This window comes from Peribacillus sp. NPDC060253 (assembly GCF_042727425.1).
GTDB lineage: Bacteria > Bacillota > Bacilli > Bacillales > DSM-1321 > Peribacillus.
On record NZ_JBHXAS010000083.1, the window covers coordinates 1 to 22,032 of the forward strand.

23 protein-coding genes and 1 tRNA gene are annotated in these 22,032 nt (G+C 38.1%); 22 read left to right on the forward strand and 2 right to left on the reverse strand.

The features are described 5' to 3' along the window. The first annotated feature begins 80 nt into the window (after nt 1–80). The 11 genes from ACFWE9_RS19035 to ACFWE9_RS19085 all read left to right on the forward strand — a co-directional run bounded on the left by ACFWE9_RS19035 (nt 81) and on the right by ACFWE9_RS19085 (nt 13,518). Complete coding sequence (locus tag ACFWE9_RS19035; protein WP_230156611.1) at nt 81–935, forward strand: MurR/RpiR family transcriptional regulator; 855 nt, start codon at nt 81–83, stop codon at nt 933–935. 43 nt (nt 936–978) lie between these two features. Beyond that, nucleotides 979–2,124, forward strand: coding sequence for an amidohydrolase (locus ACFWE9_RS19040; protein WP_230156610.1), 1,146 nt, complete (start codon nt 979–981; stop codon nt 2,122–2,124). Nucleotides 2,125–2,146: 22 nt separating this feature from the next. Continuing rightward, nucleotides 2,147–3,631: an amino acid permease gene (locus ACFWE9_RS19045; RefSeq protein ID WP_290370535.1), complete on the forward strand. Its 1,485-nt coding sequence runs from the start codon at nt 2,147–2,149 to the stop codon at nt 3,629–3,631. Between the two features lie 151 nt (nt 3,632–3,782). After that, complete coding sequence (locus ACFWE9_RS19050; RefSeq protein ID WP_230156609.1) at nt 3,783–4,613, forward strand: GNAT family N-acetyltransferase; 831 nt, start codon at nt 3,783–3,785, stop codon at nt 4,611–4,613. A 96-nt stretch (nt 4,614–4,709) separates the two neighbouring features. Then, nucleotides 4,710–5,825 (forward strand): o-succinylbenzoate synthase, encoded by a 1,116-nt coding sequence (gene menC, locus ACFWE9_RS19055; RefSeq protein ID WP_230156608.1) that lies wholly within the window; start codon nt 4,710–4,712, stop codon nt 5,823–5,825. A 633-nt stretch (nt 5,826–6,458) separates the two neighbouring features. Continuing rightward, entirely contained in the window at nt 6,459–8,432 is a 1,974-nt protein-coding gene (locus ACFWE9_RS19060; RefSeq protein ID WP_377358193.1) for a transporter substrate-binding domain-containing protein, read from the forward strand. Between the two features lie 19 nt (nt 8,433–8,451). Continuing rightward, nucleotides 8,452–9,807, forward strand: a complete 1,356-nt coding sequence (locus tag ACFWE9_RS19065) for a sigma-54-dependent transcriptional regulator (protein ID WP_377358195.1) — start codon at nt 8,452–8,454, stop codon at nt 9,805–9,807. 364 nt (nt 9,808–10,171) lie between these two features. Continuing rightward, entirely contained in the window at nt 10,172–11,116 is a 945-nt protein-coding gene (gene hutG, locus ACFWE9_RS19070) for a formimidoylglutamase (protein ID WP_377358197.1), read from the forward strand. A 4-nt stretch (nt 11,117–11,120) separates the two neighbouring features. Then, nucleotides 11,121–12,314: a sodium/glutamate symporter gene (gene gltS / locus ACFWE9_RS19075; RefSeq protein WP_230156601.1), complete on the forward strand. Its 1,194-nt coding sequence runs from the start codon at nt 11,121–11,123 to the stop codon at nt 12,312–12,314. A gap of 336 nt (nt 12,315–12,650) precedes the next feature. Next, complete coding sequence (locus ACFWE9_RS19080) at nt 12,651–12,746, forward strand: IS3 family transposase (RefSeq protein WP_377358199.1); 96 nt, start codon at nt 12,651–12,653, stop codon at nt 12,744–12,746. A gap of 157 nt (nt 12,747–12,903) precedes the next feature. Next, complete coding sequence (locus ACFWE9_RS19085) at nt 12,904–13,518, forward strand: HutD/Ves family protein (RefSeq protein WP_230156599.1); 615 nt, start codon at nt 12,904–12,906, stop codon at nt 13,516–13,518. Between the two features lie 400 nt (nt 13,519–13,918). On the opposite strand, the gene ACFWE9_RS19090 is transcribed toward ACFWE9_RS19085, so the two are convergent. Further along, on the reverse strand, nt 13,919–14,347 hold the full coding sequence (locus ACFWE9_RS19090; protein ID WP_377358201.1) for a hypothetical protein: 429 nt from the start codon (nt 14,345–14,347) through the stop codon (nt 13,919–13,921). 276 nt (nt 14,348–14,623) lie between these two features. Between ACFWE9_RS19090 and ACFWE9_RS19095 the strand changes: the two genes are divergently transcribed. The 11 genes from ACFWE9_RS19095 to ACFWE9_RS19145 all read left to right on the forward strand — a co-directional run bounded on the left by ACFWE9_RS19095 (nt 14,624) and on the right by ACFWE9_RS19145 (nt 20,412). Further along, nucleotides 14,624–14,884 carry a metal-sensitive transcriptional regulator gene (locus tag ACFWE9_RS19095; RefSeq protein WP_230156594.1) on the forward strand — a complete coding sequence of 87 codons (261 nt, stop codon included), beginning with the start codon at nt 14,624–14,626 and terminating at the stop codon, nt 14,882–14,884. A 160-nt stretch (nt 14,885–15,044) separates the two neighbouring features. Then, nucleotides 15,045–15,524, forward strand: coding sequence for a DsrE/DsrF/DrsH-like family protein (locus ACFWE9_RS19100; RefSeq protein WP_230156592.1), 480 nt, complete (start codon nt 15,045–15,047; stop codon nt 15,522–15,524). A 27-nt stretch (nt 15,525–15,551) separates the two neighbouring features. Then, nucleotides 15,552–15,920 carry a rhodanese-like domain-containing protein gene (locus ACFWE9_RS19105; protein WP_230156590.1) on the forward strand — a complete coding sequence of 123 codons (369 nt, stop codon included), beginning with the start codon at nt 15,552–15,554 and terminating at the stop codon, nt 15,918–15,920. 19 nt (nt 15,921–15,939) lie between these two features. Next, nucleotides 15,940–16,236 (forward strand): rhodanese-like domain-containing protein, encoded by a 297-nt coding sequence (locus tag ACFWE9_RS19110; protein ID WP_230156587.1) that lies wholly within the window; start codon nt 15,940–15,942, stop codon nt 16,234–16,236. A 53-nt stretch (nt 16,237–16,289) separates the two neighbouring features. Continuing rightward, entirely contained in the window at nt 16,290–16,862 is a 573-nt protein-coding gene (locus ACFWE9_RS19115) for a sulfurtransferase TusA family protein (RefSeq protein ID WP_230156585.1), read from the forward strand. Nucleotides 16,863–16,903: 41 nt separating this feature from the next. Then, nucleotides 16,904–18,031 carry an MBL fold metallo-hydrolase gene (locus tag ACFWE9_RS19120; protein ID WP_230156583.1) on the forward strand — a complete coding sequence of 376 codons (1,128 nt, stop codon included), beginning with the start codon at nt 16,904–16,906 and terminating at the stop codon, nt 18,029–18,031. Nucleotides 18,032–18,074: 43 nt separating this feature from the next. Further along, nucleotides 18,075–18,302 carry a sulfurtransferase TusA family protein gene (locus ACFWE9_RS19125; protein ID WP_230156581.1) on the forward strand — a complete coding sequence of 76 codons (228 nt, stop codon included), beginning with the start codon at nt 18,075–18,077 and terminating at the stop codon, nt 18,300–18,302. 51 nt (nt 18,303–18,353) lie between these two features. Further along, entirely contained in the window at nt 18,354–19,133 is a 780-nt protein-coding gene (locus ACFWE9_RS19130) for a sulfite exporter TauE/SafE family protein (RefSeq protein ID WP_230156579.1), read from the forward strand. After that, nucleotides 19,097–19,184: transfer RNA gene (locus ACFWE9_RS19135), tRNA-Val, on the forward strand. Before ACFWE9_RS19130 ends, ACFWE9_RS19135 begins: the two co-directional genes overlap by 37 nt. Nucleotides 19,185–19,523: 339 nt before the next feature. Further along, a complete protein-coding gene (locus ACFWE9_RS19140; RefSeq protein WP_230156573.1) occupies nt 19,524–19,763 on the forward strand; it encodes a hypothetical protein in 240 nt (79 codons plus the stop codon). Nucleotides 19,764–19,995: 232 nt separating this feature from the next. Beyond that, entirely contained in the window at nt 19,996–20,412 is a 417-nt protein-coding gene (locus ACFWE9_RS19145) for a hypothetical protein (RefSeq protein ID WP_230156571.1), read from the forward strand. 1,061 nt (nt 20,413–21,473) lie between these two features. Here the strand turns inward: ACFWE9_RS19145 and ACFWE9_RS19150 are convergent. Beyond that, nucleotides 21,474–21,956, reverse strand: coding sequence for a DUF456 domain-containing protein (locus ACFWE9_RS19150; RefSeq protein WP_230156570.1), 483 nt, complete (start codon nt 21,954–21,956; stop codon nt 21,474–21,476). Nucleotides 21,957–22,032: the final 76 nt, after the last annotated feature.

The window sequence follows — 22,032 nt, forward strand, 5'->3', positions numbered from 1 at the left end:
ATAGTGTATAAATTAAAGAAGGATTACCTTCACCATTTTCTTATAAAGAAGTATTTAATTCATCAGAGAGGGGTTATATTTTGGAACATCTTCCTTTTAAATTATTAGTAAAGGAAAAATTCGACCATTTATCGGCAGGTCAAAAAAAAGTTGCCGCCTACTTGATAGAAAATTTGGATGAAGCCGCCTTTAAAACGGCGTTTCAAATTGGGCGGAAAGCAGAGGTTAGTGAAACGACGGTCATTCGGTTTTCCTATTCATTAGGATTTGAAGGGTTTAGTAAAATGCAGGACAGAATTCAAAAACAGCTCCTGCATCAAAATCAACTTGACATACCTGATGGGGATACCATTCTCCCTATTGATGACATGCAAGATCCATTTACCAAAGTGATAGAAAACGAAGTTCATATTTTAAGACATCTATTAGATCATACGAATGTTCAGGATATATGGAAGGCAGTCGATGTCCTGATACAGGCTGATCAAATATTAATTGCAGGGCATCGGATTTCCCATGCCGCCGCTTATTGGTTCTCCTATACGTTAAGTTCATTAAGGGAAAATGTAAGTTTATGTTCACCAACAGGTGACTTCTATGAAAAGTTTTGTAATCTCACTAACAAGTCTGTAATAGTAGTTTTTTCCTTTCCAAGATATGCGAATGAAATATTAAAAGTTGCAGAGTGCGCAAAAGAACATGGGGTTTGTTTAATCGTGGTTACAGACCGCCTCCTGTCACCTGTTGGCCGTATCTCTGATATTGCCCTGACAACTGAAGAAAATGCAGAAACAGGAACCAATTCGATTGCTTCCGTTATTAGCTTATTGGACTTGGTTATTGCAGGCATCCATGAAAAAGACGCAAAAAGGATTCATACCCATCAGCAAAAATTAGAAAGGCTATATTCAAACTATGAAGTGTTTAATGAATGATTTTTTAATCACGTTAACATTCATGTAAAGGAGGTGAATCATCATGAACCCGATTCAATATATTGAACAGCATCAAGAATTATTGATAAAGTCCTACCTTGACCTTCACTCATTGGCTGAGCCAAGCTGGCAGGAGGAACGAACGTCTGACTACATAGTAAAATGTCTTAAAAAAGCGGGCTTAACCCTGAAAACATTTCACAGCCATTATGGAATCATCGCTGAGATTCCAGGCCACTCAACAAAGGTTGTGGCATTGAGGGCTGATATGGATGCGCTTGTTCAGGAGGTAGATGGAGTGGTAAAGGCCAATCATTCATGTGGACACGATGCACATAGCACAATGGTTCTATATACAGCGTTGGCCATTGCCTCCAGCGGAATGCGGCCTAAACACACTCTCCGTTTTATATTTCAGCCTGCTGAAGAAAAAGGAGAAGGCGCTCTTCAAATGATCAATGATGGCGTATTGGAGAATGTTACATACTTATTCGGGGTACATGTAAGACCCAGTACGGAGGTTCCTTATATGAAAGCTTCCCCCGTCATTGTCCATGGCTCCGCCGTAACAATAAGGGGAACAATCAAAGGGATTCAGGCCCATGCATCCCGTCCGCAAGATGGAATAAATGCAATTGAGGCAGCAGCTTTGCTTGTCCAAAAAATACAGCAGCTTAACCTGGAAACCGAAATTCCGTATTCCGTCAAAATGACTCAAATTCAAACAAACAACAAAGCATCAAACGTCATCCCGGAAACTGCTGTCTTTGCAATTGACGCCAGAGCTCAGTCAAATGATGTAATGAATGAACTAAATAGCTTAACAAAGGAAGCTATTGACCAGACAATGGTGCAAACTGGTACATCCATCTCCTGGTCTGCGGAAGAATTTGTCCCAGCAGCGACCATGCATGAAAAAGCCATAAAGCTGGCTGAAATCGCAATAGGAGATATCATTGGGACGGAAAATGTCGTTCCAGTTTGTGTTTCTCAAGGTGGAGAGGATTTTCATTTTTATACAGCCCAAAATCCTGATATAACAGCAACAATGATTGGATTAGGCTGCGATTTAACTCCTGGTCTGCACCATCCCGATATGAAATTTAATTTACAAGCCCTTATTTATGGAACGAAAATATTAATTAACACAGTAATACTGGCGGCGGAAGAAGAGAATTTTTCACTATAAAAATCTAATGAAGAGGTGTTTCATGAAAAATACCGCACTCGCATCACAAACAGATGTCCAAGCAGCTTCTGATGGAAAACAACTGGAGCGCAAGCTCAAACCAAGGCATCTTTCCATGATTGCAATCGGCGGAACCATTGGAACGGGACTATTTTTAGCGAGCGGTTCCATCATAAATACTGCGGGGCCTGGAGGAGCTATAGCTGCGTATATAATTGCCGGGATCATGGTTTTCTTTCTGATGACAAGCTTAGCGGAAATGGCCGCCTTTATTCCTATTACAGGCTCATTTAGCACCTATACATCAAGGTTTGTCGATCCGGCTTTGGGATTTGCGATCGGATGGAACTATTGGTATAACAATGCAATAGTAGTCGCACTGGAATTAGCAGCTTCCTCCCTGATTATGAAATTTTGGCTGCCTTCTGTCCCGGGCATCATTTGGAGCGCATTATTTCTTGCGATCATATTTGGCCTGAATATTTTATCGGTAAAAGGGTATGGAGAATCAGAATTCTGGTTTGCCATTATCAAGGTTTTGACGATTATCATTTTTATTGCAGTAGGATTATTAATGATTTTTGGAATAATGGGCGGTCATGCTGTAGGTTTTGAAAATTTCACCAAAGGGGAAGCGCCGTTTAATGGTGGCTTTTTATCCATTATTAGTGTCTTTATGGTGGTTGGATTTGCTTTTCAAGGCACCGAGTTAGTAGGAATTGCAGCCGGGGAGAGTGAAAACCCGAGAAAAAATATTCCCAAGGCTATTAAGCAAATCTTCTGGAGACTCCTCTTGTTTTATGTATTAGCGATCATTGTGATTGGATTTTTAATCAGCTATAACGATCCGCGTTTGTTAAGCTCGGATATTGAAGATATTGCGGTAAGTCCCTTCACTCTAGTTTTTCAAAACGCAGGGCTTGCCATCGCTGCCTCCGTTATGAATGTGGTCATTCTTACTTCTGTTCTTTCAGCAGGCAATTCCGCCATGTACGGAGCTTCTCGTGTCCTTTGGGTGCTGGCGAAAGAAGGAAAAGCCCCTTCGTTTCTAAAAAAAGTGAATGCAGGCGGCATTCCAGTGAACGCTGTGTATTTTTCTACCATCGTTGGGATGGCAGCTTTTCTAACCTCTCTTTTCGGTGAAGGCACTATTTATACCTGGTTATTAAATGCTGCAGGATTATCCGGCTTTATATCCTGGTTAGGAATTTCGATTACACATTTTCGTTTCCGGAAGGCGTTTATTGCACAAGGAAGAGATTTGAAAGATTTGCCTTATGTATCAAAATGGTATCCATTCGGTCCGATATTAGCCACAATTTTATGTGCTACGGCTATCCTGGGACAAAATTACTCTGCTTTTTTCGGCCCTGAGATTGACTGGTATGGAATATTAATTTCTTATATCGGGCTTCCTTTATTTCTCCTGGCTTTTCTAGGCTATAAAATCGTAAAGAGAACAAAAATGATTCCATTGCAAGAAGCTGATTTCAGTAATCAGGAATGATTTCTTTGTCAAAAAGATAGGGAAGTCCGACATTTTATATTAAATAAGGGGTAAAGTGCCTAGCCCGACAAGCGAACAGCCGTTTAACTAACTTGACCAGCTTATGGTTGTTGGCAATCAAGGCGCTTAGGATTTTCTTAGGAGGTTGACCATGACGAAAACACAGGAAATTGTAATTCGTTCCCTTCATCGAATGGAAGAACTTGAGGACGTAAGAAAGCTAGAATCTAACATTTGGGGGGATACTGATTCAATCCCCTCACACCAAACTATAACAGCAGTGAAAAACGGTGGTTTGGTTTTAGGAGCTTATTGCGAGGATCAGCTGATTGGATTTCAATACAGCTTTCCGGGTTTCAATGGTAAATCAGCCTATCTTTGTTCACATATTCTAGGCATAGATGGGCAATTTCGCAACAAAGGAATAGGGGAGAAGCTAAAACTAGCACAACGTGAAGAAGCGATAAAGCTCGGCTATTCCCTTATTACCTGGACATACGATCCCTTAGAAAGTATTAATGGGTATTTAAATATAGGCAAGCTTGGTGGGGTCTGTTCTACATATATCCCAAACTGCTATGGTGAAATGGAAGATCTATTAAACAGTGGAATTCCTTCTGACCGCTTTCTTGTCGAATGGCATATTGGCAAGAAGGAGACAACGGATTCTAGAGGACGGGGAATCGCGCAGGACTATATGATAGAGAACTCGCTGATTCAATGGGATACCATTGAAAAGGGCTTGCCGGTTCCTACTGTCACTCTTCCGCTGCCTGAACAAGAATGTGATATAGCTTTTGTGGCCATTCCAAAAGATTTCCGAACAATACGAGACACAAATATTCAAGCGGCCAATGAATGGCGAATGAAAACCAGGGACATTTTTACCGATTTATTTCAGCAAGGATGGCAGGTAATAGATTTTATAAAGAATCCCATGACGGAAATTCCCATTCAATTTTATGTGCTCTCAAGGAAATAATCCTGTAAGAGTTTTTATAAAGTAATATCAGGATGCTGTTTGCCTGTAATAAAAAAATGGTAGGACAACAGTTTTATCAACAAAGGAGATCTCCCAGTGAAAATTAAACAAGTTATTTTAAGGCATCTGAAGCTTGATTTGCTTGAACCTTTTACAACTAGCTTTGGGACGGAATACGATAGGGATTTTATCCTTGTAGAAGCCCAAAGCGATGACGGCATTTCCGGATGGGCAGAATCTGTTGCGATGCTCGACCCTCTTTATAATGAAGAGACTTTAAAAACAAACTGGCATATACTCGAAGATTATTTAATTCCAATAATCCTAAAAAACGAAATCCAGCATCCTGATGAAATCTCTGAAAAATATTTCAAGCATATTCGCGGCAATTACATGGCAAAAGCTGCTATAGAGGGTGCAGTTTGGGATCTATATGCGAAAAAGCAAAATGCTTCTCTTGCGAGTGCGTTAGGTGGAATAAAAAAGAAAATTGAAGTGGGGGTGAGCATTGGAATAAAGGACTCGATTGATTCGACTCTGGATATGATTGAAACTTGTCTCGGAGAAGGCTATAAACGGTTTAAACTTAAAATCAAACCGGGCTGGGATGTTGAATTAATAGACAAGGTCCGAAAAGTATATCCTGAAATTCCTCTAATGGCAGATGCAAATTCAGCTTATACCTTACAAGATATAGACCGGTTATCCGCCTTGGATGATTTTAATTTAATGATGATTGAACAACCGCTTGCCTATAACGATATCATTGACCATGCAGATTTACAGTCAAGGTTAAAAACACCTATTTGCCTGGATGAAAGCATTCACTCATTGGAAGATGCTAGAAAAGCTATTAAATTAGGAAGTTGTAAAATTATTAATATTAAGATTGGCCGAGTCGGGGGCTTGACTGAAGCTAAGAAAATTCATGATTTATGTCTTAAACATGAAATTCCACTATGGTGTGGGGGGATGCTGGAATCAGGAATAGGAAGAGCGCATAATATTGCCATCACTTCCCTGCCAAACTTTACCCTTCCTGGGGATACCGCAGCTTCCTCCCTCTACTGGGCAGAAGATATTATTGAACCTGAAGTTACGGTAGACAACGGAATGATCATGGTTCCAGAATTGCCCGGAATTGGCTATGAACCAAGTTTGGAAAAAATCAATAAATATACTATACACAGTCAAACATATAATTTGAGTTAGAATAGAGTTGAAAGAAACGCATAGGGTAGTTCCTTGTTTCAATATCTATTTTCCTTACATAAAGGCATGATTCCTAAAAAAAGGAGCATGTCTTTTTTGAACACAAGCATGAAGTACTGGAAATGCTATGACAAAGGTAGAGTCTGCGGCCAATCTGCCAACCCAACTACTAGAAATAGAATGGCTGGCGAAAAAAACTAAGTAAAGACTGCTATTCCAAAAATTTTGAGTCATAGATTGAGATTAAATGTGATGGAACCCCTTAACATCAAAATAATGATGCAAAAAAGTCAGTTTCAACGTTCATTCATGTGAGAAAAGAGTATGCGAACGTTTACGAACATACATTTCCTTAAACAAAAAAATAAGGGATTCTCCCTCCTATTCCCACGATTAATTGAACATTATCTACAATCCATTTACCAATCAAAAAATTAATATTAATTAGATTTGCTACCATTTTTTAATTTCCTTTATCCAAGCTTCGTATGAAGTGATTTGGATCAAGGGTTATTAGATACACTTAAGCTTTTCTTATATACTTTAAAAAGTTATCATAATAGAGTCTTTGTACATGGTATATATACACATTTATGATACGAAACTGTATGTATAGAAAAAAGGGGTGAGGCGATGCGAAAATTACATATTATCTGTGCCGTTATAACCGTCTTCCTTTTCTTTTTTGGCTGTTTCTTTCCTTTAGCAGTGAGTTCGGAAGCCCAAAAAGTGATACGGGTTGCAGGGGATAATAACTTTCCACCTTTCGAATACTTGAGCGATTCGGGCGTTTATACTGGTTTTAATGTGGATATCATGAACGCCATTTCTATCGAGACTGGCATTAGATTCGAATACTATCCTATGCCGTGGAACGAGGCAGTACAAGCTATGCGCTCGGGAAGAGTGGATGCGATTCAAGGTATGAAGTACAATCAGGAACGTGAAGAGATTTATGATTTTTCTGATCCGTATTTCACAAGTTCACAAGGAATTTTTGTGTTGAAAGATAACATGTATATCCGAAAAATCGAAGATCTAAAAGGCCGGAAAGTAGCCGTACAAAAAGGTGATGTTGCACGCGGTTTATTAAGCAAAGTCGATCGTTTGCAATTGGTGGAAACGAACAATCAACAAGAAGCCGTTCAGTCGTTGATCGACGGAAAAGTGGATGCTTTCATTGGAAATCGGATTACGGGTCAATATTTTCTACAGAAAAATGAGCAGCAATCACTTATTAAGATTGTCGGTGAGTCACTTGACACCACAAATTATGCTGTAGCTGTGATGCCGAAAAACAAAGATTTGCTGAAATTATTCGATCAGGGAATTTCTCAAATCAAGAAAGATGGAACGTATGAAAAGATAGAGAAAAAGTGGTTCGGGGAGTATATCCTGCCGAATACTCAACGATTACGCAAAACCATGTTGTATTTGGAAATTGGTCTTTTTCTAACCTTCATTGTGATTACTCTCATCTTATGGTGGAATCTCAGTCTTAAACGAGAAGTCGCTAAGCGAACCGAGCAAATTGAGTACGTGAATAAAGACTTGGAAGAGAAGATGCTGCTCCTTGAGGAAAATATCCATTTTCAGCAACAAGTATTAAACAGTGCCTACAGTTCGCTTATTACACTGAATCAGCAAGGTCTTGTATCAATGATTAATGTTAGGGCCATGGAATATTTGGAGTTGGATAGCAGTGTTGTTAGAAAACCTTTTCAGGATCTGCCCATTGTCTCTTTCATCCCAGAAAAGGAGATTAGAGCTGCGTTAGAGAAAAAGAGGGTCTTCTTACAAAAGGAAACGGTGTGGTCTCAGTTTGCGAGCAAAAAAAGGCATATTACTTACAGCGTGTATCCAATTCAGACTATTGGGGGAGAAAGTGTAGGTGCGGTGTTGAACTTTTTCGATATTACGGAACAAAAACAGCTTGAGAGAAAAGTGGCTCAGGATGACCGATTGCGTTCATTGGGACAACTCGTGGCAGGTATCGCTCATGAAATACGAAACCCGTTAATGTCCATCCTTACCTATACCCAATTGCTGCCGAAAAAATTTGCAAGCGCAGATTTCCGTACGTTCTTTTCCGAACAGGTTACAAGTGAAATTACCCGACTTAATACATTAATTAACGATTTGCTCGATTATTCTCGCCCTAAAAAATCAGAGCCTGTCACTTTTTCTGTGAATGAGACCATGAAAGGGATAGAGCTATTGCTTAAGCCGAAAATCAAAGAAAAAAACATGCGTATTGTTCATGAGTTCGCTGGTGACATTCTGACAACTGCAGATACACAGCAGATCAAACAAGTGCTGGTGAACGTCATTCTCAATGCCATTCAAGCGTCCAATCAAGGGGGAACCCTTATATTTCGGACATATTATCGGGACATATTCACTGTCGTTGAAATCGAGGATGAAGGAATCGGCATTTCGGAAGAAGACATTGATAAGATCTTTGAACCGTTTTACACCAGAAAACCAAACGGGGTCGGGCTTGGGCTTTCAATTTCGTATAAACTTGTCAAAGAAAACGATGGTACTATTGAGACAAGAAGTGAAGAAGGAAAGGGAACTGTAGTGACCATTTGTTTACAGCATTAAAACAGAAAGGGTGAATACGATGCACCATATCATGATTATTGATGATGAGCCAACCATTTGTCAGTCACTTACGTTTGCATTGGAAGACCAGTATCACGTTTATTCGTTTACAGACCCACGCGAAGCGCTCCCTCTTCTAGAAAGAGCTGAAATCGCCATCGTTTTGCTGGATTTAAAAATCGGGGGATACAATGGGATGGAAGTGTTAGAAGAAATCAAACGCCTCTCCCCCTCGACGGTTGTCATTATGATGACAGCATACGGTACCATTCCATCTTCCGTAGAAGCCATGCGTAAGGGAGCATTTACATATGCGACAAAGCCACTTCATATTGATGAATTGGAAGTGCTGATGCAAAAAGCAGAAGAAGTATATACGCTTCAATCCAAAGTGAAATGGCTGAATGAAGAATTGGAGAAGGTGGCAGGTGTGAATGGCCTTATAGGTGAAAGTTTAGCAATGCGCAATATATTCTCCTTAATCGATAAAGTGAAGGATATCGATTCTAACATTCTCATAGAAGGGGAAAGTGGAACCGGTAAAGAAGTCGTCGCCAGAACAATCCATAATCAAAGCAAGCGCAGAAACAAAAAGTTTCAGGCTATTAATTGTGCGGCCATTCCGACTCACCTGTTGGAATCAGAATTATTTGGATACGAAAAGGGCGCATTTACAGGTGCGTCCCAGCGGAAATATGGACTTTTTGTGTTGGCGGAAGGAGGAACAATCTTTCTTGACGAAATCGGTGAGATGGATTTGGCGCTGCAGGGGAAAATTTTGCGTGTTCTACAAGAGAGAAAGGTAATGCCCGTTGGAGGGGTAGAAGAAGTCAGCATCGATGTCCGTATTATTGCTGCGACAAACAGAGACTTGGTTAAAGAAGTAAAAGAAAATCGATTTCGTGAAGATTTATATTACAGATTGAATGTGATTCCGATTCACCTTCCGTCTTTACGTGAACGAAAAGAAGACATTCCTTTGTTGTTGGAATTTTTCATTGCAAAAATCGGTGATCGAATGGGAAAACCTGTAGAAGGAATTTCCCATGAAGCGTTGCAGCTTTTACAGCAATATGACTTCCCAGGAAATATTCGTGAATTGCAGAATTTGATTGAAAGAGCCATTGCGCTTACGAATGAGTCTTATATACAGAAAGCTGATTTACCCTCCGATATCCAAAAAAGCTCGCGCGCATTTTTTGGTAACACCTTAATCCCAGTTTATGTCGGCGAACCGCTTGAAGAAATCGAAAAAAGAGTGATTCTTCATAATCTTGCCGCTTTTAACGGTCATCAAAGGAGGACAGCCCAAACAATTGGCATCGGGGAGAGGACATTGCGAGACAAGTTGAAGAAATATCGGGAAGAAAAGTAGGCGGAAATTGCCGAGCGGCAATTTTCGCCTGCTTTTTATTTTGAAAATATCTTAATTTCCCACTGTTCTTATGGAGATGAACCTGGCATGAAACTTGCTTAATTAAAAATATAGTAAAACCATTAGACAGACTGGAGGGAATATAGATATACATCATAATGGGATACATTGCTGGACTGGGGGTTACAGTGCAGCGAAAGCGGGGGTGCAAAAGGGCATCAGGTCGTAAAAGTCAATAGCCTATCCACGTTTAACGAAAGCAAAAAGGACAAGCCATTGCACCAGATCTTTTAAAATAGTACAGCCCGAAATTGATTGGCGATTGCAAATATGAAGTATTTTTATTTATGGGGAGGAAAAATAAATGTATGCGTTACCAAGTATGGATTTATGGAAAGGCAGAACAGATAGTTTAATAGATAAAGATGAATTTAGAATTCATCAAATAGTTAAGGATCATCAAATAACATCAACAAAAAATACATGTGGAATAATAGGGTTCTCTTCTGAAGAAGGAGTACGGAGGAATAAAGGAAGACTTGGAAGCAAAGAAGCTCCCAATGAAATACGTAAATCCTTATCTTCTTTATCTTGGCACGGCCAATCAGCAGATGGTCTAGTTGATTTCGGAAATATCATTTGTGAAAATCAACAGTTAGAAGCAGCACAAGCTGAATTAGGAAGTCACGTAGAAAAAATATTAACCAAAAATATGTTTCCTATTATTTTTGGGGGCGGACATGAAACCTTTTATGGTCATTATCTTGGAATTAGGTCGAGTGTTGGACCCAATGTTAAAATAGGCATTCTTAACATTGATGCTCATTTTGACTTACGATCTTATGAGGAAATCACCTCTTCTGGAACGATGTTTAAACAAATATTAGATCATGATCATCATGCTAGTTATTTGCCGATTGGTATTCAACGTTATGGAAATACAAAAAAATTATTTAACACTGCAACTTCACTTGGTTGTTCTTGGATATTGGAAGAAGAATTAGTTAACGAGATTTCTCATGAAAACGAAGAGAAAATTCTAAATTTTATGAATCAAAATGATGTTATTATATTAACACTTTGTATGGATGTTATCAGCGCTTCTGAAGCACCTGGTGTTAGTGCACCTTCCTCCTTTGGTCTCTCTGGAAAAATGGTTAGACAATTAATTCGCAAAATCATTTCACATGAGAAAACTATTTCATTTGATATCTGTGAAGTAAATCCATCATTAGATTATGATAATCGCACTGTAAAACTAGCTGCAAACCTAATAAATGAAGTATTCATGTGCGTAGACAGGAGATAATAATATGACCATCGAGATTAATCAAACAATAACTATTTTTTTAGCGATAATGCTTTTAGCACTAGGTGGGATTATCGTTAAGAAAGTAAAATTATTTAAACATTTTTGTATCCCTGCTCCTGTTGTTGGAGGATTACTTTTTGCAATAGTCGCTACAAGTCTTAAAACCTTTCTAAACGTAACGATTTCATTGGATACAACACTACAGGGATTGTTCATGTTGACATTTTTCACCACCGTCGGATTAGGTGCTAGTTTTCAATTAGTAAAAGTAGGCGGTAAAATATTATTAATATATTGGTTATTATGTGGGTTTTTGGCCTTTGCTCAAAATTTAATTGGCATTTCTTTAGCGCCCGTTTTCGGCATTGATCCGTTGATTGGTATGATGGCAGGAGCAATTTCAATGGAAGGGGGTATTGGTGCAGCTACAGCTTTTGGTGGAACCATTGAATCGCTAGGAATTCAATCTGCCCAAGCAATTGGAATAGCAGCAGCTACTTTAGGGTTAGTATTTGGTGGATTAGTTGGAGGTCCCACTGTAAAGTACCTAATTAATAAACACAAATTAACACCAAGCAAAGAAGATATTGAAATTCAAGAAAAGAAAGAAATGGAAGACAAAATAGAAATAAATGTAGCTTCATTCATGAAACAAGTATTGATACTAACATTTTGTATGGCTTTAGGTTCATATTTAGGAGAGTTATTTTCGGCGAAGACAGGTTACGTTTTACCGAATTATGTTGGAGCAATGATCGTGGCTGTAATAGTTCGGAATATTTTAGATAAAATAAATGGAAAAATTATCGAAATGCCTAGTATAAATTTTATTGGAGATATTACTTTAGGGATTTTCTTATCAATGGCTTTAATGAGTATAAAACTATGGGAAGTTGCTGACCTTGCTTTACCTATTATTTTAATTGTGGTGATACAAGTAATATTCATTATACTTTTAAGTATATTCATAATGTTTCGTTTCCTTGGCAAAAACTACGATGCGGCTGTTATGGTTGGTGGGTTTATCGGACACGGTATAGGGGCTACACCAAATGCTATGGCCAATATGTCAACGATTACCGCTAAATATGGACCTTCAAGTAAAGCGTATTTAATCGTTCCAATTGTGGGTGCATTTCTTATTGATGTTTTTGCCATGCCAATTATCATTATAAGTATTAATCTATTTAAATGATAATTTGTTCTTCACTAGTATTTATGGAATGAATTTCATAAATACTAGCCTTTGTTTATCGGGGTTATTAAGGTATGAAAAAAGTGGTTTGGTGCAAAAGCCCGAAATGGTCAAAATAAAATACAGTGTTAATACCGAATATCTTGGTTGTTATACCAAGAAAATTCGGTATTGATTTTTTTATTCCAATTAAAAATTTTCCATAGGTAATTCACAATGGTTTTTCTGTCTGATTCTTAATACAACGTAACCCTTCAATTTCAAGGAGGTATGATCCACCTCTGCAACGGTTTTGAAAATGTGTGTATTGTGTCGTTTCACAGTAAAAATGGATAGATGCCGAAAGTGAAGCAAGCGATTTTGGAGTATATTCAATATTTTTACAACCAGAAGCGAGGACATTCACCACTCGAAAATGTAGCCCCCGTGTGAATGTTTACTACGATATTCAGAGACCAGTGGACCTAACCTCTGTTATGCCTCTCTGTTTACCGTATCCAACCTATTGACATTACACCAATTTCGATCTAAACTCTGGTGGAAATTGAATTGAACTGAAATAATGTAATAATAAAAGGGGAGAAAATAATTGTCCTATTTACTAAAAGTAATAAGAAAAAGTGAACAAATAACTAGTCTTTGGTCAGGTGGTAAAACAACTCAACTTGCTATTTATCCTGAAGATGGAGATTACTCGAAGCGTGACTTCAAATGGCGGATAAGCACCGCAGATATTGAGGTAGAAGAATCCGCATTTACCCACCTTCCAGGCATTCAGAGAATCATCATGAGCCTTGATGGTGAAATGTCACTGCAACATGAAGGAAAGCACCATGTGTATTTAAAGCCATTTGAACAGGATCGGTTTGATGGCGGCTGGACAACCCGAAGTATTGGAAGGGTTACGGACTTTAATTTGATGTTAGCAGAAGGGTGCGAAGGAGACCTTAGCACGATTCATATGAATCAAGGAATCCATACTGAAGTGTTGGATATTAGGGAAACTACGAAAAGATCCGACGCCTTTTATTGTGTCAAAGGAAAAAGTAGAATGAGTATAGATGAAAAAGAGACTATTGTTTTAGAGCAAGGTGACTTAGTAATCTTAAACATGGATCATTCAAGCAACAATTTACATATTAAGTTATCCAATTACAATGACGATTATACTGCAACAATTATAAAGGTAAGTATTTTTTATTGATTGAGAAATTCCGGTTCAAATGCAAAAAAATACGCACGGAAGAAGCTGGCTTTACGAATATAACCCGATTTTATTCTACTGGACTTTTTGCGGGTTGGTTTTGCCATGCTGAATGACTTATTGTAAATAACATCGATGAGTTAACCCTTATTCAAGTGCTATCTACTATACGTACCAATAGTTGATATTGGGGCATAAAACATCTGGTTTTATCCACAACTCTTATCGTGCTGAAAAAATTGAAGAATTAAAGAGTGAAGCTGCCGTAAACTAGGTGGCTTTTTCTTTTTATAAAAAGTGAGAATAAACGCCTTGACAATATACCCCCATAGGTATAAAGTGAACTCATGAACACAACTCACGAGTAAAGTGCTCAAACTCACGAGTAAAGTACTCAAACTCACGAGTAGTGCTCAAACTCACGAGTAAAGTGCTCAAATTCACGAGTAAAGTACTCAAACTCACGAGTAAAGTGCTCAAACTCACGAGTAAAGTGCTCAAATTCACGAGTAAAGTGCTCAAACTCACGGGTAAAATGCCCAAATTCACAAGTAAAATGCTCAAACTCACGAGTAAAGTGCTCAAATTCACGAGTGAAATGCCCAAGTTCACGAGTAGTGCTCAAACTCACGGGTAAAGTGGCCAACTCACGAGTAAAATGCCCAAATTCACGAGTAAAATGCCCAAATTCACGAGTAAAATGCCCAAGTTCACGAATAAAGCTCACAATTCTAGAATTGATACAGGTGGTGGATGCGATTTTTTCATTGTTTATAATATTTATCGTTATTTTGGTTCGATTTATGTATAAACGGTATGTACCTGTCAAGAACATTCCTTGTCAAAAGGATGAAAGACAGGATTCTATATTATTGATATAAGGGCTTATAATCATAAACGGGATCAAGGCGATAAAGAAGTTTTGAATATCCCTTATGCCTATTTGAAGCGTTTTAATGAAGAAATCCCACATGAAAACATTCATGTAATTGCTTCAGATAAATTGGAAGTGAACTTGGGGCTGCGTTTCTTAATGAGAAAAGGAATTAAGGTAACAAGTTATGAGATCAGTGATTGTGTTTGTAAATAGATGGGAGGGCAGCATATGGAATATGATCAAAGTGTCATAAATCGATTGAAGCGAATGGAAGGACAAATCAAGGGAGTTCTTGGAATGATGGAAGAGGGAAAAGATTGCAGGGAAATCATCACTCAGTTGTCTGCTGCACGTAGTGCGATTGATAGGACCATGGGTGTTATCGTAAGTAGCAACCTTGAACAATGCGTTCGGGAAAGCATCGAGAAAGGCGAAGGCACTGAACATCTTGTCAAGGAGGCCGTTGAGTTACTCATTAAAAGTAGGTAAAAGATGGGCCGAATCTGAAGAATGTGAAAGCAAACGTTATAAAGCTACGGTAACTAATTCCGTCTTGGAAAGTATGTGAAGAGAATATTTTTTTAAAATGAAATATACCCCACTCGGTATATAGAGGCGTATGGGTAACCATTCAGGAGGGAAAACATATATGACTGAAAAGAAAAAAACAACGATCATCTTATTTAGTGGTGATTATGATAAGGCAATGGCTGCTTATATCATTGCTAATGGTGCGGCAGCTTATGACCATGAAGTGACGATCTTCCATACATTCTGGGGATTGAATGCCTTAAGGAAAGATGAGCCTCTACCATTAAAAAAAGGATTTTTAGAAAAAATGTTTGCAAAAATGATGCCACGCGGTTCTGATAAAATGGGTCTATCCAACATGAACTTTGCTGGAATGGGACCTAAAATGATCAAACATGTGATGAAAAAACATAACGCCATGTCACTGCCAAATTTAATCGAGTTGGCTCAAGAACAAGAAGTGAAACTGATTGCCTGTACAATGACGATGGATTTATTGGGCTTGCAACAAGAGGAATTATTGGATGGAATTGAGTATGCAGGTGTCGCAGCTTATTTAGCGGAAGCAGAAGATGGAAATGTAAACTTATTTATTTAAATATAAGTTAGGGTGGGATGAAGCAAGATGGGAACTATAGTGAATATCTTCATACTAGGTGTAATCGTTTGGTTTTTATATCAGCGTTTTTTCCCGGCAAAGGGTATAAGCAATATAACTGCAACCGAGTTAAAAGCTGAGTTGAATAACAAAGGGAGTAAGCAATTCATTGATGTCCGCACTCCTAATGAATATAGGGGCAACCACATTAGAGGCTTTAAAAATATTCCTTTAAATGAACTTAACAAGAGGGCACAAGAACTATCAAAAGATAAAGAAGTGGTTGTAATTTGCCAAAGTGGAATGAGGAGCAGCAGTGCAAGTAAGACATTGAAAAAACTCGGATTTAAAGAAGTCACCAACGTAAAAGGCGGCATGAGTTCATGGCGCGATTAAAAAGGAGGATCACAAAATCATGAAAGAAATTTTACCGAATGAAGTGCATGCATTAATGAAGGGAAACACCCCAATCCATATTATTGATGTGCGTGAGGTAGATGAAGTTAAGGCAGGGAAAATACCGAATGCAATGCATATCCCATTGGGATTAATGGAATTTAAAATGCAGGATCTAGATAAATCAAAGGAATATATCATGGTCTGCCGTTCAGGGGGCAGAAGTTCAAAAGCAGCCCAGTTACTTGAGGAACATGGGTATAAAGTGATGAACATGATGGGCGGAATGAATGAATGGGAAGGTCCAACAGAATAATTTTTAAATCCAAAAATACCCCCAGTCCTATTCAAAAACAAGGAGGATATAACATGATTAAGACAAATTCCGTTTTGGATGCCAAAGGTTTAGCTTGTCCAATGCCAATCGTAAAAACGAAAAAGGCCATGAACGGTCTGGAAGCAGGGGAAGTGCTGGAAGTTCAAGCGACTGATAAAGGATCAACCGCCGATATGAAAGCGTGGGCAGAAAGTACAGGTCATCAATATTTGGGTACAGTTGAAGAAGCTTCTGTTTTGAAACATTATCTTCGGAAAGCAGGTGGAGAAGAACAAGAAGAGAAGCAGCATGAAAATGTCATTTCAAATGAAGAACTTCTTCAAAAAATCGAAGAAAATCAAAACACGATCATCTTGGATGTTCGAGAAGCAGCAGAGTATGCTTTTACTCATATTCCAACAGCTAAATCCTTTCCAATGGGTGAATTGGAACAACGTATGGGAGAGCTTGATAAAAAGTCCGAGATATTTGTCATTTGCCGTACTGGCAGCCGGAGTGATCTTGCTGCACGAAAACTAACGGCAACAGGCTTTGTACAGGTGATCAATGTTGTACCTGGCATGAGCCAGTGGAACGGTCCAACACAAATATCAGTGAATGAATAGAAAAAAATTTGGATTTTAAAATACTACAGGGGGTATGCAGGGTGACATTTAATTCAATGACTGCCGCGGAAGTATCAAAGAAAGTAATCAATAAAACGGACTTATTCATTTTAGATGTTCGAAATGAAAATGATTTTACCGATTGGAAAATTGAAGGGGAGAATTTTATATTCCGTAATGTCCCTTACTTTAATTTACTGGATGGCGTGGAAGAAATCATCGATCAAATTCCGACCAATAAAGAAATCTTGGTTGTATGTGCAAAAGAAGGTTCATCTGTTATGGTGGCCGAGATGTTATCTGAAGCAGGACTGGACGTTTCATATTTAAAGGGCGGAATGAAAGCATGGAGCGAGCATTTGGAACCAGTGAAAATCGGTGATTTGACTGATGGCGGCGAAATCTATCAATTTGTCCGGCTTGGTAAAGGCTGTTTGTCTTACATGGTCATATCCAATGGTGAAGCAGCCGTTATTGACTCAACAAGGATGATTGATGCCTACATTGATTTTGCCGATCGTATCGGAGTGAAAATCATACATGTTCTTGATACACACCTACATGCGGACCATATTTCAGGAGGAAGACGAATAGCGGAAAGAACGAATGCAACATACTGGTTGCCGCCAAAAGATGCAACGGAGGTAACTTTTGAATATCAGCCATTAGCAAGCGGCAAAGTGCTAACCATTGGTCATACAGCGATTGATATCCATTCATTATACTCCCCAGGCCATACCATTGGTTCCACATCATTTGTGGTCGATGGTAAATACTTGCTTTCTGGAGATATTTTATTCATCGATTCCATCGGCAGACCGGACTTAGCCGGATTGGCTGAAGATTGGGTAGGGGACTTGAGAGAAACACTTTATTCACGCTATAGAGAATTATCAGATGAGTTAATCGTATTGCCATCACATTTCATGATTATTGCTGAATTGAATGAAGACGGAAGTGTCGCTAAAAAATTGGGAACGTTGTTTGTTGAAAATCATGGATTGAACATTGAGGATGAAGCGGAATTCAGAGAGCTGGTAACAGGTAATTTACCACCTCAACCAAACGCTTATCAAGAAATCCGTGAAACGAATTTGGGGAAAATCGAACCTGATGTTGAAAAACAGCGCGAAATGGAGATCGGACCAAATCGTTGTGCGGTTCGTTAAGCTTAATAAAAACATGAAATCAAGAAAATAGGAGAGTTGTCATATGAATTCAGATAAAGTGTTAGATGCAAAGGGACTTGCTTGTCCAATGCCGATAGTAAAAACGAAAAAAGCGATGAATGATCTGCAAACAGGGCAAGTGCTGGAAATACATGTGACGGATAAAGGAGCTAAAGCCGACTTAGCGGCTTGGTCAAAATCCGGCGGCCACGAACTAGTGGAAACGACAGTAGAAAATGATATACTAAAATTTTGGATTAGAAAAGGCTGATAAGGAGAGGGGACCTATTTGGGTGCCCTTCTTTTAAAGGAGACACTTAAAATGGATATTACTTTTATCATTACCATCTTTTTGATTGGATTTATAGGTTCGTACGTTTCTGGAATGCTCGGCATCGGCGGCTCGATAATAAATTATCCAATGCTTCTGTTTATCCCGCCACTCTTCGGGCTAGTAGCATTTAGTGCCCATGATGTGACAGGTATAAGTGCCGTACAAGTTTTATTTGCTTCCATCGGAGGTGTATGGAGCTATCGTAAGAGCGGACATTTAAATAAAACGCTCATTCTCTATATGGGAATCAGTGTTTTAATCGGAAGCGTGGTCGGAAGTTTAGGATCACAATCGATGACGGAAAATGGAGTCAATATCGTCTATGGCATTTTGGCTTTGATCGCGGCTGTCATGATGTTCATTCCGAAGAAAGGAATAGATGACATTCCATTGGAATTAGTGACCTTTAACAAATGGCTTGCGGCCATCCTAGCCTTGATCGTTGGAATAGGTGCTGGTATTGTTGGAGCCGGAGGGAGCTTTTTATTAGTTCCCATCATGCTTATCGTTTTAAGAATTCCAACCAGAGTGACGATCGCATCTTCACTAGCAATCACTTTCATTTCATCGATTGGCGCAACAGTAGGAAAAATCTCAACAGGACAAGTCGATTACTACCCGGCATTGATCATGATTATTGCTAGTTTAATAGCATCCCCGCTTGGGGTGATGGCCGGAAAAAAAATGAATGTAAAAGTCCTGCAAGTCATACTCGCCATACTGATTTTAGCGACTGCCGTGAAAACTTGGGTAGGGATCATGTCTTGAGGCACTTCTTTGACAAGGAAGGGGTCGTGGGTTCGAATCCCTCACAGGTCATCAACTACCAAAGACTCAAATCCTTGATATAACAGGGGTTTGGGTCTTTTTTTGCTTTTAAAGTTATAGTTCGTTTTGTTTTATTTACTGGCGGATAGAGAAAAGGAGTAAAACGTATTACAGGACAATAATTTGAAATAATTAATATTTCAAAGAACTGTGGGTTAAGCCTCTTGCTTATTCAGCTATAGATGGAGGTTAAAAAGAATACCATCTTTTTGGCTTTTCTTTAAAAGGTACATAATCATATTCTTCGGTAAAATACACTTTACTATAATGTGTTGGGTTACCTTTACTACCAAATACTATGCACGGGAATACTTCTTGGAAGCTCTGAACATGACGCATAAAGACTATGCAAAATATTGGCAAACGATGAAAGACTTCAGAGATAAATTTTCAGCTCACAGAGAGAGTGGTTACAACGAACCTGTCCCCTACTTTGATTTTGCGTATAATGTAGCACTTCATTACGTTTCTTGGCTTGAAAAGTATAATACAATGCCTTCACTTGATATGATGGTAGAACAATATCATGAAGAATTACAACCAATGATAGAAAGTTTTAAAGTGAAATAAATAGTAGGAGGAAAGTATGGAAGAGTAATTAAAAGCAAATTTCTTTCCTTTTAGGGGATTAATCACACTTTTCGTAGGACTTACACTCCACTTCAGTATTATATAGTAAATATTTCCTTTATTTTTAACAGTGTGATTTTAATATCTCAACAGTTTATTATATTGATAAAGGAAGAATAACTTAATCTAACACTATAATGAAGTAAGTCTTTAAAAGGGAAGTGATAGTTAAATGCTTTATATAAGCGATATCGAAAAGATAATTAATAACACATTAAATGAGCACAAATTGGATATTATTTATGAATTTGACAATAATCTAAGTGCACCTATGAGTTATAACGTATCGACCAATACTATAAAATTCAATTACCTTCAAGTTAGCGGTTATAAAGGGAAAATTAGAATTAAAGAGACAGAGGAAGACTTTGTTAAAATTATTCTTTATCGTATGCTTGGTTATTATTTAGATTTTAAGAAAAACAAACATGATTTAAGGATTTTAATGTATGGTCACGAAGAAGAAAAAGAAAAGCTAAAATCTGAAATAGAAACGAATGCTTGGGATTATGGGAGAACATTAATACCTGAACAACTATTGGAGTCATATGATAAAGTTCGTGAATTAGATAAAATGCTAATAAATTAATGTACTCTAAGAAAATGGAGACCCGACTTTAAACTAAAACAAGAAAAAGAAGCCTTCTTGGAGAATCTCTCTGGAGCTGACTTTTGAGTGAGAAATTAAACTGATATCCAATAAGACAAGACCCAGAAAAAGAGGAGTTGTCTTAGAAAGCTTGATAAATAAACAATTAGAAAATGAAGTTCAAAGTTCGTGCTCAATTTTTAAGAGAAAACATGGAATAGCATATCGATTACTTGTCTAAAGAAATACACTGGACTGAACATACTTCTGAAGAAAGGTTTTAATGAACAACATATACTAGATAAAGAGGAAAGAGAATTATTGTTGAAGTAGGCTACAGAGAACGATTGCGTAGCTAAGTATTATGACCTGCTCATCCAACAATTTGTTCATAGCAGTCATTTCGATTCAGCAGACCATAATTACGATGTTTTTATCCAACCAAACTTGAAGCAGTTTAATCGAGAACAATTTCTTGCTATATATGATGCATTAACAGAAACCGTCAATGTTATGCTCATAGATTTGGACCCTTAGTGCTATCATTGTAAATTCGGTTTTATTAATATTTCCTTTTGTATATATGATTTTAGGAACAGTGATATTTAGTGTTTAAGTTTTAGATAATACTTGATCTTTCTTCAATTAACAGGTGCTTTACTTCAATAAGAGAGTTGCTTTGGCAGCTCTTTTTCTTATGGATCGGGGCAGGATAGTTGAAGAATATTATATCAGTAGCCAGGCTAGGACGTACGGGTGCGTGGGATTTGATCCCGTGAACTAAACTGTCCGACTTCGGAAAAGAGGGTTTGCTAAGGTGGAAAGAATACTCAATTAATGGTCACGGAAATAATAAAAAAAATGAGCAACGAATACATACAATCAAATATACGATACTTCAGACTTTACCAAGGACACTAACCCAAAATGAAGTTCTTAGAGAAGAAGGCAAATACAAAAAGATAAACTTGGAACAAGAGCTAATGGCTTAAACTTAAATTGAATAGAAAAAGCTGACTGTTGAAAGTCAGCTTTTTCTTATTGTGGCCGTTGACAAATAATTAAAAAATTACCGCTAAAATAAACCAAACAATCATCAATAATTGAATTAATACTTTGGCTAAACTGCCGCCTAAAAAACCGATGATAGTTGCAAACCCAACTTTAGTAGCCTTCATTATATCTTTTTGAATGATTAATTCCGTAACGAGGACTGATACAAACGGTACAAGAATAATTCCAAAAGGAGGTAAGACAAATGAACCAACAATCGTGGCAATAGCTGCTATTGTCTCGGATGTTTTCGATCCACCATACTTTTTAACAAAATAACTATTTGCGATAATGTCGGCCGCGATTAAAACACCGCTCAACACAACCATACTGATCCAGAACCATAAGGATAACTCATCAGAATTAATGAGGAATTGATAAACTGCAAATCCTCCCCAAAGGGCAACAACCGAGGGAATAATAGGATAGACAATTCCTATAAAACTTAAAGCAAATAAGACGATCGTTAATCCCCACCATAAAATATCCAATAAAACTCCACCTTTTCATACTTACGTATCATTAATCTACTAAATTATATTTCTATTTAGGGACAAAAACCATTTA

Bases quoted from the DNA above. Each gene is read 5' to 3' on its own strand.
- ACFWE9_RS19125 (WP_230156581.1), top strand. From the start codon at position 18,075: ATGAATTCAGATAAAGTGTTAGATGCAAAGGGACTTGCTTGTCCAATG.
- ACFWE9_RS19140 (WP_230156573.1), top strand. From the start codon at position 19,524: ATGACGCATAAAGACTATGCAAAATATTGGCAAACGATGAAAGACTTC.
- ACFWE9_RS19060 (WP_377358193.1), top strand. From the start codon at position 6,459: ATGCGAAAATTACATATTATCTGTGCCGTTATAACCGTCTTCCTTTTC.
- ACFWE9_RS19080 (WP_377358199.1), top strand. From the start codon at position 12,651: ATGCCGAAAGTGAAGCAAGCGATTTTGGAGTATATTCAATATTTTTAC.
- ACFWE9_RS19045 (WP_290370535.1), top strand. From the start codon at position 2,147: ATGAAAAATACCGCACTCGCATCACAAACAGATGTCCAAGCAGCTTCT.
- hutG (WP_377358197.1), top strand. From the start codon at position 10,172: ATGTATGCGTTACCAAGTATGGATTTATGGAAAGGCAGAACAGATAGT.
- ACFWE9_RS19095 (WP_230156594.1), top strand. From the start codon at position 14,624: ATGGAATATGATCAAAGTGTCATAAATCGATTGAAGCGAATGGAAGGA.
- ACFWE9_RS19115 (WP_230156585.1), top strand. From the start codon at position 16,290: ATGATTAAGACAAATTCCGTTTTGGATGCCAAAGGTTTAGCTTGTCCA.
- ACFWE9_RS19050 (WP_230156609.1), top strand. From the start codon at position 3,783: ATGACGAAAACACAGGAAATTGTAATTCGTTCCCTTCATCGAATGGAA.
- gltS (WP_230156601.1), top strand. From the start codon at position 11,121: ATGACCATCGAGATTAATCAAACAATAACTATTTTTTTAGCGATAATG.
- ACFWE9_RS19110 (WP_230156587.1), top strand. From the start codon at position 15,940: ATGAAAGAAATTTTACCGAATGAAGTGCATGCATTAATGAAGGGAAAC.
- ACFWE9_RS19130 (WP_230156579.1), top strand. From the start codon at position 18,354: ATGGATATTACTTTTATCATTACCATCTTTTTGATTGGATTTATAGGT.
- ACFWE9_RS19065 (WP_377358195.1), top strand. From the start codon at position 8,452: ATGCACCATATCATGATTATTGATGATGAGCCAACCATTTGTCAGTCA.
- ACFWE9_RS19100 (WP_230156592.1), top strand. From the start codon at position 15,045: ATGACTGAAAAGAAAAAAACAACGATCATCTTATTTAGTGGTGATTAT.
- ACFWE9_RS19145 (WP_230156571.1), top strand. From the start codon at position 19,996: ATGCTTTATATAAGCGATATCGAAAAGATAATTAATAACACATTAAAT.
- ACFWE9_RS19040 (WP_230156610.1), top strand. From the start codon at position 979: ATGAACCCGATTCAATATATTGAACAGCATCAAGAATTATTGATAAAG.
- ACFWE9_RS19105 (WP_230156590.1), top strand. From the start codon at position 15,552: ATGGGAACTATAGTGAATATCTTCATACTAGGTGTAATCGTTTGGTTT.